The organism is Massilia sp. BGA-UO-ETr-WB1 (assembly GCF_059567845.1).
Window position 1 is genome coordinate 308,039 of sequence record NZ_JCAQOT010000021.1, and the last position, 14,066, is coordinate 322,104.

Genomic DNA, 14,066 nt, shown 5'->3' on the forward strand with positions numbered 1-14,066 from the left:
GCAGCCCCCTTCCTCCACCCAATTGACTTGGGCTATCGACATGCTCACAATGGGCTGATTCGGGTGGAGGAATTCATGACCAACGGCCGTTCCGGCTTTGACCTCAAGGATGCGCTGCTGGTCGGCGCCGTGGTCTTCGCCTGCTCCATCTTCGGCATCTACACCGCGCCGCCCGGCGTGCTGGCCGCGTTCTGGCCCACCAACGCCGTGCTGGTCGGCCTGCTGCTGCGGCGCCGGCATCCTCCCAACCTGCTGCACTGGCTGGCCGCCGCCGCCGGCTACATGCTGGCCGACCTCTATATGCAGCACGGCTGGGCCAAGAGCGCCATGCTCACCTGCACCAACCTGATGGGCGTATTCACCGGCTACGCGCTGCTGGCGCGCATGAGCATTGAGCACCAGGGCCTGCGCCACCCGCGCTCCATGCTGCGCTTCGTGCTGGTGGTGGTGTGCGCTGCGGCGGCGGCGGGCGTGGCGGGCATTTTCATCCACCCGGTGCTGTTCGGCGGCAGCCCCGCCTACGGTTTCGCGTTCTGGTTCTCAACCGAGCTGGTGAACTACATCGCCATCCTGCCGGTGATGCTCACCTTCCCCGACCTGCGGCGCTGGATGAAGGAACACAAGCGGCGCGCCGACTGGCCCAGCTGGCGCCTGGAGCAGGTGGCGCCGCTGGCCGCCTTCGCCGGCAGCCTGTGGCTGGGCACCCAGCTGGGCGGGCCGGGCGTGATCCCCTACCCCATCCCCGCCATGCTGTGGTGCGCGCTGACCTACAGCCTGTTCGCCACGGCCGGCATTACGCTGTTCTTCTCCATGTGGACCCTGCTGGCCATCTCCAGCGGCACGCTGGTCATCGGCGCCAACTTCGACACCCAGCAGGCCATCATGTCGCTGCGGGTGGGCGTGACGCTGACGGCCCTGGCGCCGCTGACGGTGGCCAGCGTGATGGTGGCGCGCAACGAGCTGCTGGAGCACCTGAAGTACGCCGCCTCGCACGACCCGCTCACGCACGTGCTGAACCGGGGCGGCTTCATGCTGGGCGCCGGCGAGCTGCTGGCCGCGCCGCAGCTGATGCGGCGCCCGCTGGCGGTGCTGATGATGGACATTGACTTCTTCAAGAAGGTCAACGACAACCATGGCCACGCGGCCGGGGACACGGTGCTGATCAATTTCGCGCGCATCGCCGAAGGCTGTCTGCGCGGCGGCGACCTGCTGGGGAGGTTGGGAGGGGAAGAGTTCGCGGTGCTGCTGCCCGGCTGCAGCGAGCACGACGCGCGCATCATCGCCCAGCGCGTATGCGACGCCTTCGCGCGGCACACGGTGGCGGTGGGCGACGGCAAGCTGCTCAACTCCACCGTCAGCATCGGCGTGCACTGCGCGGCGGGCAGCGGCACGCCGGTGGAGACCATGCTCTCGCGCGCCGACGCCGCCCTGTACAAGGCCAAGCAGTCCGGCCGCAACCGCGTGGAACTGGCATGAAAACGGGCATAAAAAAAGGGGGCCGTTGCCGGCCCCCTTTTAGTTCTTAGCTGCCGCTTACTTGACCGTGGCGGCTTTCACGTCGGCGGCGGCTTTCGCTTTCACCTCGTTGGTCTTGGCGGCGGCGATGGTTTTTTCTTCCATCGCTTCAGCCTTTTCCTTGGCTACCTTGGCGTCGGCCTTGGCCTGGGTTTTGTCGACTTTCATGTTGGCGTCGGCCATTTTCTTGTCGGCCTTGGCTTCGGCTTTCACCTTGTCTTCAGGGTCGGCCTTGGCGATCTTTTCCTCGCCCTTGATGTGGGTCTTTTCAGCCTTGGCGTGGGCCTTGGCGACTTTCTCGTCGGCCTTGGCCTGGGCTTTCGCTACGTCTTCATCGGCAGCGGCGTCCTTCTTGATTTCCTTGGCTTCGGCTTTGGCTACCGATTTTTCAGCCTTGGCCTGGGCCTTGGCAACGTCGGCGGCGGGCGCCGGGGTTTGCGCCATGGCGGCGCTGGCGAACAGACCTGCGATCAGGGTAGCAATCAGCTTATTCATGGTATGGACCTTTCAGTAGTTTTCTGGGATGTGCTTGTTTCTTGTCACGGGTCCAGAATATGCTGAGCTACCTTCCCTATCTGTACGGTGGCGCACTAAGTACTCGTATCAAACGTTACCAAACGTAAAGGGCGATTAGCGCCGATTAGCGCGGATCGCGCGAATACAGGTCGATGGTCTGCCCCACCGCCTCGCTGCACACGGCGCAGAACTTCTCGCTGCGGTCGAACATCAGGCATTGCTGCGCCGGGCGGTAATAGCCGGTGGCCTCATAGTTCGCGCCTTCGAAGGCGCCCACTTCATGCTTGTGCGGCGCCGCCGAGAACAGCTTGTTGGTCCACGCCAGGTCTTCCTTGAACAGCGCGCTCATTTCGGACTCGGGACGGTTGGCCTTGCGCAGCGCGGCGCGCGTCTTCTGGTACTCGCGCGAATGCGCCTCGTATTCGGCTTTCGGCCACGGCGTGGGCAGCGGCGTGGCGGGGTTGGCCAGGTGCTTCCATTTCAGCTTGGACGGGTCGCGCAGCGCGGTGGCGTTGGGCTCCCACGGTTCCACCCGCTCGCCGGTGGACTGGTAGGCCACCGGCGAGGTGTAGTACTCGTCCGCCAGGCCGGCGAAGTGGTGGCCGAATTCGTGCACGAACAAATAGTTGGCCCAGTCGCTGTTGGCCGCAGCGGTGCTGAACTGGCCGTAGATGCCGCCGCCGCCGTAGGTGTCGTTGTTGACCAGGATTTCGATGAACTCGTACGGCGCGTGCTGGGCGATGTCGCGCAGCGCGCGGTTGTCCAGCGCCAGCACATAGCGCTCGCTGCCGAAGATGTCGTAGCGGGTGCCCAGCGGGCTCGCATGGTGCACGCCGGTGGACGGGCGCGACACGCCGGACTCCTGGGTCGGCACGGCCAGGCCCCACACGTTGAAGTCCTTGGCGCGCTCCTTGAACGGCGACACGCTGAACAGGTAGTCCGCCAGGCGGCGCGCGGTGGCTTCGAACTTGGCCATGTCGGCCTTGGTGTAGCCATCGCCCATGATCAGCAGGTCCACCTTGTCCGGCGAAGGGCCGCTGACGCGGATGGGAATCGGCTTGGCGGGCGCCGGTTCCTGCTTGCGCACCACGTCCTGCGCGTCGGTGTCGATCTCCACGCTCCACACCACCGAGAAGGCGTTGCGCTCGTCGCGCTTGAGGATGCGCACCTTCACCGGGCGGTCCGGTTTCGGGAAGCGCACCGACTCCTGGAAGCCCCGGCTCATCTTCTGCGCTTCCTCGGTGCTGCGCCACTCGCCGAAAATGGTGGAGAAGCCGCGCGAGTACAGCAGGTCGCCGGTCTTGGCGTCCACCACTTCCACCCGGTTCACGCCACGGTCGGTGTCGTCCAGGTTGCGCGACAGCTTGCCGGCCCACGGCAGCGGCTCGATCACCACGCGGTCGATCGAATACTGTTCGTTCAGGGCGTTGCCGGTGTGGAGATAGTCCAGGCGCACCGTCGCGGGTGCGGCCTTGGCGGCGGCAGGCACGGCGTAAGGCGCGGCAAAGGCGGTGGAAGTCAGGGCGAGCGCCGCGCCGAACAGCATGGCGCGGGCCTTGGTGGAGTGGGTCATGGCGGAGTCCTTGTACCGGGAGTGTGTGCCCGGTATTCTAAGGCAGGCCCCGCCAAATTTAGTTCTTGTATTTGTACAGCGGACGTTGCACTTCTATGGGACGGATGTCCAGCCGCAGGTTCAGAATCGAATACGCTTCCACCACCGACGACAGATAGCCCGTGCTTTCAGGCGTCTTGGAGAAGCGGAACTCGAAGCCGATTTCCGGCGCCGTGCCGCGCGGGTCGCCGCTGGCGATGCCGATGGCGTCCTGCTGGTCGCTGTCGATCAGCTTTTCCATCAGGTCCACCACCGCGCTGTTGCCCAGGATGTCGTTGCTGTAGACCGCGCCGCGCCGCACCGGCCGCGTGTTGTCCAGGCGCCCGTCGGCCTTGTCCGGCGCCGGCGTGAAGGTCTGGGTGGCGATGTTGAACTTGTCGCCCCGGTCCAGGTAGCTGATCAGGATATTGCTGACGTTGAAGGCGCTCGATTCGGAATCCATGGTGGCGCGCGACAGGTCCAGCAGCATGGCGCCCCGGTAGCCGATGATCTCCACTTCGCGCTTGGCGTTCACCACCATGGCGCTGTTCTCGTCGATGCCCAGGCCGAGCTGGTAGCCCTTCTTCAGCATGGCCGGGATCATGCGCGCGAAGCGGCCCCGTATCAGCAGGTGCTGGTCGACGAAGATGTCGTCGCCGATGAAGCCCAGGCCGGGCGCGATGTCCTTGCCGTCGGCCACGCCCTCCTGCAGCGTGGCCAGCACGCGGCGCGCGTCGTAGAACATGGTGCTGCTCATGATGGCCGCGCCGGCGCTGGTGCCGGCGATGACGCCGCCGCGCCGGTAGATGTCCCAGATGGCGTCCAGCGCCGCCGTGCGGGTGCCGTCCGCGCGCACCAGCGCCTGCGTGATGCGGCCCTGGTCGCCGCCGGCGAAGTACACGCCGTCGGCGCGCCGCACGCGGTCGGCCAGGGTCATGTCGTCGGCCGCCTTGCGGTAGTCGCTATTGGCCAGCTTGACGGCGATGGGCACCAGGAAGGGGTCGGCGCCGTAGCGCTTCAGATAACCGATGATGGCCTGGCCGGAACGTTCCGGGGTGCCGGCGGCCGAAGGGAAGACGGCGATGCGGGCGCCCTTGCCGCCCGCCAGTTGCACGATGCGCTGCCAGATGTCGGCGTTGTCGCCGCGCAGGCCGCCGCCGATGATGACCAGCGAGCCTTTCGGCTGCGCCGGTTCGGCGGCATGCGCATGCGTATGGGCGCCGACGATGGCGTACCAAAGCAGAGAAAAACGGCCAACGCTATGAATCAAAGTCTTGAGTACACCCATATCCAGTCCGTTTTACAGAGAAATTGCGGGGGGAGGCGCCCGGAACGGTGCCTACTGCTTGCAAATATACATCAAATGCGCATAATCCTTCGATACCACACCACCAGGCCTTCCCTATGCGAACCGCTAATCAACCCGCTAGTCACCCCGCTCGTTCCCCCATCAAGCACCCCATCTCGGCGCCCCAGAGCAGCGCCCAGTTCGAACTGACCAGCTACCACTACGGCACGCCCGGCAGCGGCAAGAAGGTTTATATCCAGGCCGCGCTGCACGCGGACGAAGTGCCCGGCATGCTGGTGGCGCAGTTCCTGCGCAAGCAGCTGGAGGCGCTGGACGCGGCGGGCAAGGTCAAGGGCGAGATTATCCTGGTGCCGGCGGCCAACCCCATCGGCCTGTCGCAAGCCATCCACGGCGCACCCTTCGGCCGCTTCGACCTGACCACCGGCGTGAACTTCAACCGCGCCTACAAGCACGTGGCCGGTGAGCTGAAAACCACGCTGGCGGGCAAGCTGGGACCGGACGCGGATGCCAACGTGCGCACCATCCGCCAGCACGCGCTGGCCTCGGTGGCGGCGTGGCAGCCCAAGTCCGACGGCGAAGCGCACAAGAAGCTGCTGCTGGAAATGGCGATCGATGCGGACATCGTGCTCGATCTGCACTGCGACAACGAGGCCGTGCTGCACATCTACGCCGGCACGCCGCTGGCGGACGGCATTGCGCCGCTGGCGCGCCTGATGGGCGCCCACGCGGTGCTGCTGGCACTGGCGGCCGGCGGCGAGCCGTTCGACGAGGCCTGCAGCCGCCTGTGGTGGGACTTGCAGGAGCACTTCGGCGACGCGTATCCGATTCCTCCCGCCTGCCTGTCCACCACGGTGGAACTGCGCGGCGAAATGGACGTGAGCTATGAACTGGCGCAGAAGGACGCGGACGCGCTGGTGCGCTTCCTGGCGCAGGCCGGCGTGCTCGATGCGGAAGTGGGCGAGCTGCCCGCGCCGCTGTGCGACGCCACTCCGCTGGAAGGCGTGGAACCTATCCTGGCGCCGCACGCCGGGGTGCTGGTGTACAAGCGCGAGATGGGAGAGCGGCTCAAGGCGGGCGACGCCGTGGCGGACGTGATCGATCCGGCCAGCGGCGTTACCAGCACCGTATGCTGCAGCGTGGACGGCGTGCTCTTCGCGCGCACCGCGCACCGCCACGTGCTGCGCGGCTGGAACATCGGCAAAGTGGCGGGCGCCGAGGCGTTCCGCTCCGGCGACCTGCTCAGCCAATAGGACAATAAGGAAGTTATGAAACTCCGCATCCCGAACACCTACGTCCTCGTCTTCGCCATCCTGGCGCTGATCGCGCTGGCCACCTGGCTGATCCCCGGCGGCAAATACGACACCCACCTGGTCAACGGCAAGCAGCTGATCAACCCGGCCACCTTCCACTACGTCGAGAGCAAACCGCAGGGACTGACGGCGCTGATGATGGCGCCGATCAAGGGCTTCGCCGAAGCGGGCCTGATCATCGGCTTCATCCTCATCGTGGGCGGCACCTTCCAGGTGCTGCACAAGACCGAGGCGATCGACGCCATGATCAAGACCATCGCCAAGGCGCACACGCATTCGCCCTTTGTGCGGGCCGCGCTGATCCCGGTGTTCATCACGCTGTTCTCGCTGGGCGGGGCCACCTTCGGCATGAACGAGGAGGCGATCCCCTTCATCCTCATCTTCGTGCCGCTGGCGCTCGCGCTGGGCTACGACACCATCACCGGCGTGTCGATCCCCTTCCTCGGCTCGCAGGTGGGCTTCGGGGCCGCCTTCCTGAACCCCTTCAACGTCGGCATCGCGCAGGGCATCGCCGGCATCCCGGTGTTCTCCGGCATGAGCTACCGCCTGCTGTGCTGGGCAGTGGCCACCGCCCTCACGGTTGCCTTCATGATGTGGTACGCGGCGCGCATCAAGCGCAGTCCCGAACTGAGCCCGACGTACCTGCTGGACCTGGAAAAGCGCAAGGAAAGCCAGCTCGACCTGAGCGACTTCGCCGGCATGACGCTCAAGCACAAGGTGGTGCTGGGGATCTTCGCAGCCTCGCTGCTCGGCATGGTGGTGGGCGTGGTGAAGTTCGACTGGTACATCGAGCAGATCGCGGCGCTGTTCATGACCATGGGCATCCTGATCGGCATCATCGGCGGGCTGGATTCGGACGAACTGGTGGGCGCCTTCATCCAGGGCGCGAAAGACCTGGTGGGCACGGCGCTGGTGATCGCGCTGGCGCGCGGCACCATGATACTGGCGCGCGACGCCAACATCATCGACACCATGCTGCATGGCCTGCTGCCGCTGGTGCAGTCGTCCAGCCCCGTGTTCGCGGCGCAGAAGATGTTCGGCATCCAGACCGTGATCAACTTCTTCATCCACTCCGGCACCGGCCAGGCCTCGCTGACCATGCCCATCATGGCGCCGCTGGCGGACCTGGTGGGCGTCACGCGCCAGACGGCGGTGCTGGCCTTCCAGTTCGGCGAGCTGACCACGCCGATGATACCCACCTCCGGCATCACCGTGGGCGTGCTGGCCCTGGCGCGCATTCCCTGGATCACCTGGGCCAAGTGGATGATACCGCTGCAGCTGATCTATGCGGTAATGGCGCTGCTGCTGCTGATCCCGCCCGCGCTGATGCAGTGGCAGTAGCTCATTTCACGTCGCTCATTTGACGTAAACGTCGGGGAAATAGCGCTCCATCAGCGTCTGCGGACGCTGCGGGGGCGTGAAACCGAACTGGGCGTACAGGCCGTGGGCGTCGCCGGTGGCCAGCGTGAAGCGGCGCAGGCCCTGCAGTTCGGGATGGGCCATGATGGCCGCCACCAGGCGCTTGCTGTGGCCCAGGCCGCGGTGCTCGGGCAGCACGAACACGTCCACCAGGTTGGCGAAGGTGGCGCCGTCCGTGATCACGCGGGCGAAGGCGATCTGCTTGCCGTCCTGGTAGCCGCCGAAGCACAGCGAGTTGGCAATGGCCTTTTCCAGCAGCGCCCGCGGCATGCCGGCGGCCCAGGTGGAACGCTCGCTGAGAAAAGCGTGAATAAGGGCTATATCGAGTGCCGCCTTGTCGGTACTGATGTTCAATGCTTGCCTTTCAGGTAACGCGCCGGCAGCGGGTTCTTTTCCGTTTCGGCCTGCCACACCAGCGACTGTATCCACCAGCGCTGGCCGTCGTTCACCAGCTGGATGCTGTTCATGCCGCGCTGGAAGGGCGCAGCCTCGTCCGGCGAGCGGCGCGACTCATAGGTGCTGAACACGTGGGCGATCTGGCCGAAGCTGTCCGTGGTGCGCGCCAGTTCCGTCTCGTAGAAGCCTTCCTTGGCGAATACCGGCGTCACGCGCGAGATGTAGTCGGAAATGGTGAGCACGCGCGTGGTCATGTCGCCGCTCTTGTTCGGGCCGTGCACCACCATGCGGCCCTCGTGCGTAAACAGGCTGCGCAGGCGCTCCCAGTCGCGCGGCGCGCCGGCAGCGCCGGAGATGGTGCCGTACAGCGCGGACAGGATGCCGTCCAGCGTCGCCAGTTCGGGAGCGATGGCCGGCGCGGCCTTGTCGGCGGCGGCCGGCGCGGCTTGATCGGCGGCGGTCGCGGCGGCGCTGGCCGCTGCGGGAACGGCGGCTGGCGCAGCGGCTGCAGTGGCCTCCACGCTGCCGGCGGCGGCCGTGCCGCACAGCGCACCCGCCATCAAAACGCACAACAGGCTGGCTTTGGCTGGCTGCTTCATGGTCTGCTCTCCCGGATCTTCATAGCGCCATGATCGGCGATTTCGGCCCGGCTGTCACGCCCGTGGCGGCCCGGAATCGGTGAGGAAGGCCAACCTTGTTTATAATCGTCGCTAATCCGCACGCCCACCCTCTTATAAAAATCATGACTGATCAATTCTCCAAGAAGGGCGAAGCCTGGTCCGCTCGCTTCTCCGAACCGGTTTCCGACCTCGTCAAACGCTACACGGCTTCTGTATTTTTTGACAACCGCCTGGCCAAGGCCGACATCGAAGGCTCGCTGGCGCACGCCGGCATGCTGGCCGCGCAGCAGATCATCACGGCGGCCGACCTGGCCGACATCCAGCGCGGCATGGCCCAGATCAGCCAGGAAATCGAAGCGGGCAAGTTCGAATGGCTGCTGGACCTGGAAGACGTGCACCTGAACATCGAGAAGCGCCTGACCGAGCTGGTAGGCGACGCCGGCAAGCGCCTGCACACCGGCCGTTCGCGCAACGACCAGGTGGCCACCGACATCCGCCTGTACGTGCGCTCCGCCATCGACGACGTGACCGGCCTGCTGAACCAGCTGCGCGGCGCGCTGACCGACCTGGCCGAACAACACGCCGACACCATCCTGCCGGGCTTCACCCACATGCAAGTGGCCCAGCCGATCACCTTCGGCCACCACATGCTGGCCTACGTTGAGATGTTCGGCCGCGACGCCGAGCGCATGGCCGACTGCCGCAAGCGCGTGAACCGCCTGCCGCTGGGCGCCGCCGCGCTGGCCGGCACCACCTTCCCGATCGACCGCCTGCAAGTGGCCAGGACGCTGGGCTTCGACGACGTGTGCCACAACTCGCTGGACGCCGTGTCGGACCGCGACTTCGCCATCGAATTCACGGCCGCCGCTTCGCTGATCATGACGCACGTGTCGCGCATGTCGGAAGAGCTGATCATCTGGATGAGCCCGCGCGTGGGCTTCATCGACATCGCCGACCGCTTCTGCACCGGCTCGTCCATCATGCCGCAGAAGAAAAACCCGGACGTGCCGGAACTGGCGCGCGGCAAGACCGGCCGCGTGTACGGCCACCTGATGGGCCTGCTGACCCTGATGAAAGGCCAGCCGCTGGCCTACAACAAGGACAACCAGGAAGACAAGGAACCGCTGTTCGACACCGTGGACACGCTGATGGACACGCTGCGCATCTTCGCCGACATGGCCGGCGGCATCACCGTCAAGCCGGAAGCGATGCGCGCGGCGGCCCTGCAGGGCTACGCCACCGCCACCGACCTGGCCGACTACCTGGTGAAGAAAGGCCTGCCGTTCCGCGACGCGCACGAGGCCGTGGCGCACGCGGTGCGCGCCTGCGTGGACCTGGGCATCGACCTGTCCGAGATGTCGCTGGAGCAGCTGCAGGCCTTCTCCGCCCTGATCGAGCAGGACATCTTCCAGGTGCTGACCCTGGAAGGCTCGGTGGCCGCGCGCGACCACGTGGGCGGCACCGCGCCGAACCAGGTGCGCAAGGCCATCGCCCGCGTGCGCGGACAGCTGGCCGGCTGATTCATCGTTGCGTGCTGATTAGGCGCTTATTGCGCCACCAGGCGCGATAGCACCGCAATCGCAGCGCCGGTCTGGCGCTGCTCCAGCAATATCGTCAGCTCGGTGTGGGTGCAGATCATGTTCACCAGGTTGATCTTGTCCCAGGCCAGCTTCTTCAGGATGCCGTGGTAAATGCCCGGCATGTTGAAGGTCTCCGGGTCCAGGTGCAAGGTCACCGCGTTCAGGTTCTCCAGCCGCGCCAGCTGGCGCTCGGTGACGAACACCTCGTCGATCGCGCTGGTGAGCGGGCGGCTGCACACCACCATCACCTCGTGGATGCCGCGCGTGACCGACACGAAAGCGCCCTGCTGCGGCGCGGCCACGGCCAGCAACTGGCGGTGGCATTCATAGGTATTCTCCGAATAGCGGAAGGTGTACATCGTCAGGTCGGTGCGGGTGGTCAGCTCGCCGGTCTTGCGCGCCAGCGACAGCTCGCCGTGCGCGGCCGCCTCGTGCTGCGGCAGGCGCTCGGCCACGCGCCGCAGCGCCATCACCACGGCCGCCTGCCCCACCGGCTTCCACAGGTCCGTTTCGAGCTGCGGCTGCAATTGCCGCGCCAGTTCCGACAGGTTGATCAATCCGCGCCCCAGTCCCTCGGTGAGGAAGGGCGATTCCATGACGATCCGCTCAACTTTGGTAGATATAGAGAGCATAGTAAACAAAGAAAAAAGCTGTCCCTGCGCACCTGGCCACGGGTGGACGAAGGCGCGCGATGGCACCGCGGAAGCCGGATTGCGGCGGGCGGCGTACGGATGTGCTGGGGGCGGCGGCGAGGCCCGGCGTGGCCCTATGAGGGCTGGGGTGGCGCTGTGCGTGTGGTCATGTTCTCTGTTCCCTGTAGTTCCCGGTGCGCGTCGTTTTTGTTGGGTCGAGCCCTGCGCTTTGTGCTTCTAGTGTAGATCGCAACATTAAGAAATTGCAACCCGAGCATGCTGAATAAATGGGCAATGTGTCGCGTACGTCACGAAAATAGAGTGTTACGTCTATTCCGTTGCGTGTAACACACAGTATCGACATAAAACCCACCTATCGTGCGCCATTGCTAGCGATTTTGTAGGCAATCCCGGCGTAGGCAAACGGCAAGTTTGTCCCATTTTTAACAGTTTTCGCTTCCACGACTCATTTTCCAAGTTTTTTGACTTGTCGCATCGGCAAGGAATAGTGTCGCTGCGCTGGCCCGCCAAAAGCACTGCCAGAACACTAACGAAACCCTGGAGAGAAGATGAACCTACGTAAAAACATGCTTGCCGCAGCCATCGCCGCCCTGCCGATGATGCTCGCCGCCCAGGCCCACGCGGCCGGCCCCCAAATGATGGCGGCGCCCGTCGCCCAGGCCTCTCCACAAGAGAGCGCCGGCCTGGCAGCCAAACTGGCCAAGCGCCCCAGCTCGGCCGGCCTGGGCATGCAGCATGGCTTCGCCATCGGCGGCCAGCACCCCGGCGTGTCCGGCACCAAGATCACCCGCGCCCAGCACACCTTTAACGGCCTGCGCGTGTTCGGTTCCGAGTCCGTGATCGTGACCGACGCCACCGACAACATCGTCAGCGAATCCGTGTCCGACCGCCGCGCAGGCCTGAACGCGCCGCGCGGCGTGGCCGCCAACGGCAGCCGCACCGGCGCGCCGGAACTGACGCCGTCGCTGAGCAGCGCCGACGCCATCGCCTCCGTGGTCAAGAGCGTGGCGCCGAACGGCGTGCACCGCTGGGCGCCGCAGGCCGAACTGCTGATCTATCCGGTGATGAAATCGGTGCGCGTGGCCTCGGCCCTGAACAAGGCCGAATCGGCCCTGAACGCGGTCGACCTGGAAGAGGTGGTGGACCGCTACGAGCTGGCCTACCTGGTGAAAACCCGCATGGCCGACAGCCGCAAGCGCGCGGTGTACCACGACACCGTGGTCAACGCCAAGACCGGCGCCGTGATCGCCCAGTGGGAAGCGCTGCAGACCGTGGTCGGCACCGGCAACAGCCAGTACAACGGCGCCGTGCCGATCAACACCACCCTGTCGGGCAGCACCTACCAGATGAAAGACCCTGCGCGCGGCGTGGGCGGCACCTTCGGCGGCAACGCCATCACCAACGCCAACCACGCGCCGGAATCGAATCCAAGCCCGGGCAGCGTGTACACCAACAGCACCAACACCTGGGGCGACGGCCAGCAGTACATCAGCGGCGGCAGCACCACCAACGCCAACGGCCAGACCGCCGCCGTGAACGCGATGTGGGGTCTGATGAACACCTACGACACCATGAAGAACACGCTGGGCTGGCAGTCGCTGGACGGTAACAACACCTCCACCTACATCGCCGTCCACGTCGACAACAACTACGACAACGCCTTCTTCGACCCGAGCTGCAAGTGCATGTACATCGGCGACGGCGGCTCGTCGTTCAACAACCTCGGTTCGATCGACGTGATCGGCCACGAGATGGGCCACGGCGTGATCGACGCCACCTCCAACCTGACCTACTCGGGCGAGTCGGGCGGCCTGAATGAATCGGGCGCCGACATCGCCGGCGAGATGACCGAAGCCTATGCCCGCGCAGGCGGCACCGGCAACGTGATTCCGGCCACCGGCAACGATTGGATGATGGGCAAGGAAATCTCGAAGAGCGGCCAGCCGCTGCGCTGGATGTACAAGCCGAACAAGGACGGCAGCAGCCCGAACCAGTGGAGCAGCACGCTGAAGAACCTGAACGTGCACTACAGCAGCGGCCCGAACAACCGCATGTTCTACTTCCTGTCGCAAGGCTCGAACTCCACATCGAGCAGCGATTTCTACAGCTCCTACCTGACCAAGCAGCCGCTGGCCATGACCGGCATCGGCAACGACAAGGCCTACCGCATCTGGTTCAAGGCGCTGACCACCAAGTTCACCTCGTCCACCAACTACGCCGACGCGCGCACCAAGATGATCACGGCGGCCGAGGAACTGTACGGCGTGGGCAGCAAGGAAGCCACCGCCGTCAAGCGCGCCTACGCGGCCATCAACGTCGGCCTGGACGTGGATGAAGTGGCCAGCGGCGCCGTCACCATCGGCACCCAGCCGGGCAGCATCACCGTGGCCCCGGGCGCCACCGCCTCGTTCTCCGTGGGCGCCAGCGGCGGCACCGCGCCGTACGTGTACAAGTGGTACCGCAACAATGCGCTGATCTCCGGCGCCACCTCGCCCACCTACTCGTTCACCGCGCAAAGCGCCGACAACGGCGCCGTCTTCAAGGCCACCGTGACCGACTCGTCGTCGCCGGCTGTAACGGCAACCTCGAACAACGCCACCCTGACCGTGTCCACGGTGAGCGGCGTTGAGCGCGTGACCAACGGCGGCTTCGAGTCCAGCACCACCGGCTGGAGCGGCACCACCGGCGTGATCGGCTCCTTCAGCGGCCAGACCGCGTTCGAAGGCACCCGCTTCGCCTGGCTGGGCGGCAACGGCACCACCGCCACCGAAACGCTGACGCAAGCGGTGACCATCCCTTCGACCGCTACCGGCGCCACGCTGAACTTCGCGCTGCACATCGACACCGCTGAAACCACCTCCAGCACCGTCTACGACAAGCTGACGGTGACGGTGAAAAACAGCAGCGGCGCGGTGCTCGGCACGCTGGCCACCTACTCCAACCTGAACAAGGCCACCGGCTATCAGACCCGCACCTTCAACCTGCTGCCGTACAAAGGCCAGACGGTGACGCTGTCGTTCGCCATGACGGAAGACTCGTCGGCCCAGACCTCGTTCGTGCTGGACAAGGTTAGCCTGGTAACCCAGTAAGCGTAGCATGCACGGCAACTAGCCAGCCTGAGCCGCATTCGGGGTCTGACGGGGACGCCGAGTTCCCG

General features: G+C 65.5%; 11 protein-coding genes. 5 read left to right on the top strand and 6 right to left on the bottom strand.

Annotation, left to right across the window (positions count from 1 at the left end; genetic code table 11):
- Positions 1-75: 75 nt before the first annotated feature.
- Positions 76-1,476 carry a GGDEF domain-containing protein gene (locus tag AC56DV_RS06070; protein WP_496313400.1) on the top strand — a complete coding sequence of 467 codons (1,401 nt, stop codon included), beginning with the start codon at positions 76-78 and terminating at the stop codon, positions 1,474-1,476.
- A 57-nt stretch (positions 1,477-1,533) separates the two neighbouring features.
- Here the strand turns inward: AC56DV_RS06070 and AC56DV_RS06075 are convergent, their stop codons facing one another.
- The 3 genes from AC56DV_RS06075 to AC56DV_RS06085 form a co-directional block, all read right to left on the bottom strand.
- Positions 1,534-2,010: a hypothetical protein gene (locus tag AC56DV_RS06075; protein ID WP_496313401.1), complete on the bottom strand. Its 477-nt coding sequence runs from the start codon at positions 2,008-2,010 to the stop codon at positions 1,534-1,536.
- A 145-nt stretch (positions 2,011-2,155) separates the two neighbouring features.
- Positions 2,156-3,604: an IgA Peptidase M64 gene (locus AC56DV_RS06080; RefSeq protein ID WP_496313402.1), complete on the bottom strand. Its 1,449-nt coding sequence runs from the start codon at positions 3,602-3,604 to the stop codon at positions 2,156-2,158.
- 58 nt (positions 3,605-3,662) lie between these two features.
- Positions 3,663-4,910 (bottom strand): cyanophycinase, encoded by a 1,248-nt coding sequence (locus AC56DV_RS06085; RefSeq protein ID WP_082551492.1) that lies wholly within the window; start codon positions 4,908-4,910, stop codon positions 3,663-3,665.
- 116 nt (positions 4,911-5,026) lie between these two features.
- On the opposite strand from AC56DV_RS06085, the gene AC56DV_RS06090 reads away from it, so the two are divergent.
- The gene (locus AC56DV_RS06090) at positions 5,027-6,181 is read left to right on the top strand and encodes a succinylglutamate desuccinylase/aspartoacylase family protein (protein ID WP_496313403.1); all 1,155 of its coding nucleotides are present in this window, start codon (positions 5,027-5,029) and stop codon (positions 6,179-6,181) included.
- A gap of 15 nt (positions 6,182-6,196) precedes the next feature.
- Positions 6,197-7,582, top strand: coding sequence for a YfcC family protein (locus AC56DV_RS06095; RefSeq protein ID WP_496313404.1), 1,386 nt, complete (start codon positions 6,197-6,199; stop codon positions 7,580-7,582).
- A 15-nt stretch (positions 7,583-7,597) separates the two neighbouring features.
- Here the strand turns inward: AC56DV_RS06095 and AC56DV_RS06100 are convergent, their stop codons facing one another.
- Together AC56DV_RS06100 and AC56DV_RS06105 are read right to left on the bottom strand one after the other, a co-directional pair.
- A complete protein-coding gene (locus AC56DV_RS06100; protein WP_496313405.1) occupies positions 7,598-8,014 on the bottom strand; it encodes a GNAT family N-acetyltransferase in 417 nt (138 codons plus the stop codon).
- The gene (locus AC56DV_RS06105) at positions 8,011-8,655 is read right to left on the bottom strand and encodes a hypothetical protein (RefSeq protein WP_496313406.1); all 645 of its coding nucleotides are present in this window, start codon (positions 8,653-8,655) and stop codon (positions 8,011-8,013) included. Before AC56DV_RS06105 ends, AC56DV_RS06100 begins: the two co-directional genes overlap by 4 nt.
- A 143-nt stretch (positions 8,656-8,798) precedes the next feature.
- On the opposite strand from AC56DV_RS06105, the gene argH reads away from it, so the two are divergent.
- Complete coding sequence (gene argH / locus AC56DV_RS06110) at positions 8,799-10,196, top strand: argininosuccinate lyase (protein ID WP_496313407.1); 1,398 nt, start codon at positions 8,799-8,801, stop codon at positions 10,194-10,196.
- A 26-nt stretch (positions 10,197-10,222) separates the two neighbouring features.
- Here the strand turns inward: argH and AC56DV_RS06115 are convergent, their stop codons facing one another.
- On the bottom strand, positions 10,223-10,852 hold the full coding sequence (locus tag AC56DV_RS06115; RefSeq protein WP_496313408.1) for a hypothetical protein: 630 nt from the start codon (positions 10,850-10,852) through the stop codon (positions 10,223-10,225).
- A gap of 605 nt (positions 10,853-11,457) precedes the next feature.
- On the opposite strand from AC56DV_RS06115, the gene AC56DV_RS06120 reads away from it, so the two are divergent.
- The gene (locus AC56DV_RS06120) at positions 11,458-13,998 is read left to right on the top strand and encodes a M4 family metallopeptidase (RefSeq protein WP_496313409.1); all 2,541 of its coding nucleotides are present in this window, start codon (positions 11,458-11,460) and stop codon (positions 13,996-13,998) included.
- The last annotated feature ends 68 nt before the right edge of the window (positions 13,999-14,066 follow it).

Excerpts from the sequence above, each read along its gene's own strand:
- AC56DV_RS06070 (WP_496313400.1), top strand. The coding sequence starts at position 76 with ATGACCAACGGCCGTTCCGGCTTTGACCTCAAGGATGCGCTGCTGGTC.
- AC56DV_RS06075 (WP_496313401.1), bottom strand. The coding sequence starts at position 2,010 with ATGAATAAGCTGATTGCTACCCTGATCGCAGGTCTGTTCGCCAGCGCC.
- AC56DV_RS06080 (WP_496313402.1), bottom strand. The coding sequence starts at position 3,604 with ATGACCCACTCCACCAAGGCCCGCGCCATGCTGTTCGGCGCGGCGCTC.
- AC56DV_RS06085 (WP_082551492.1), bottom strand. The coding sequence starts at position 4,910 with ATGGGTGTACTCAAGACTTTGATTCATAGCGTTGGCCGTTTTTCTCTG.
- AC56DV_RS06090 (WP_496313403.1), top strand. The coding sequence starts at position 5,027 with ATGCGAACCGCTAATCAACCCGCTAGTCACCCCGCTCGTTCCCCCATC.
- AC56DV_RS06095 (WP_496313404.1), top strand. The coding sequence starts at position 6,197 with ATGAAACTCCGCATCCCGAACACCTACGTCCTCGTCTTCGCCATCCTG.
- AC56DV_RS06105 (WP_496313406.1), bottom strand. The coding sequence starts at position 8,655 with ATGAAGCAGCCAGCCAAAGCCAGCCTGTTGTGCGTTTTGATGGCGGGT.
- argH (WP_496313407.1), top strand. The coding sequence starts at position 8,799 with ATGACTGATCAATTCTCCAAGAAGGGCGAAGCCTGGTCCGCTCGCTTC.
- AC56DV_RS06115 (WP_496313408.1), bottom strand. The coding sequence starts at position 10,852 with ATGGAATCGCCCTTCCTCACCGAGGGACTGGGGCGCGGATTGATCAAC.
- AC56DV_RS06120 (WP_496313409.1), top strand. The coding sequence starts at position 11,458 with ATGAACCTACGTAAAAACATGCTTGCCGCAGCCATCGCCGCCCTGCCG.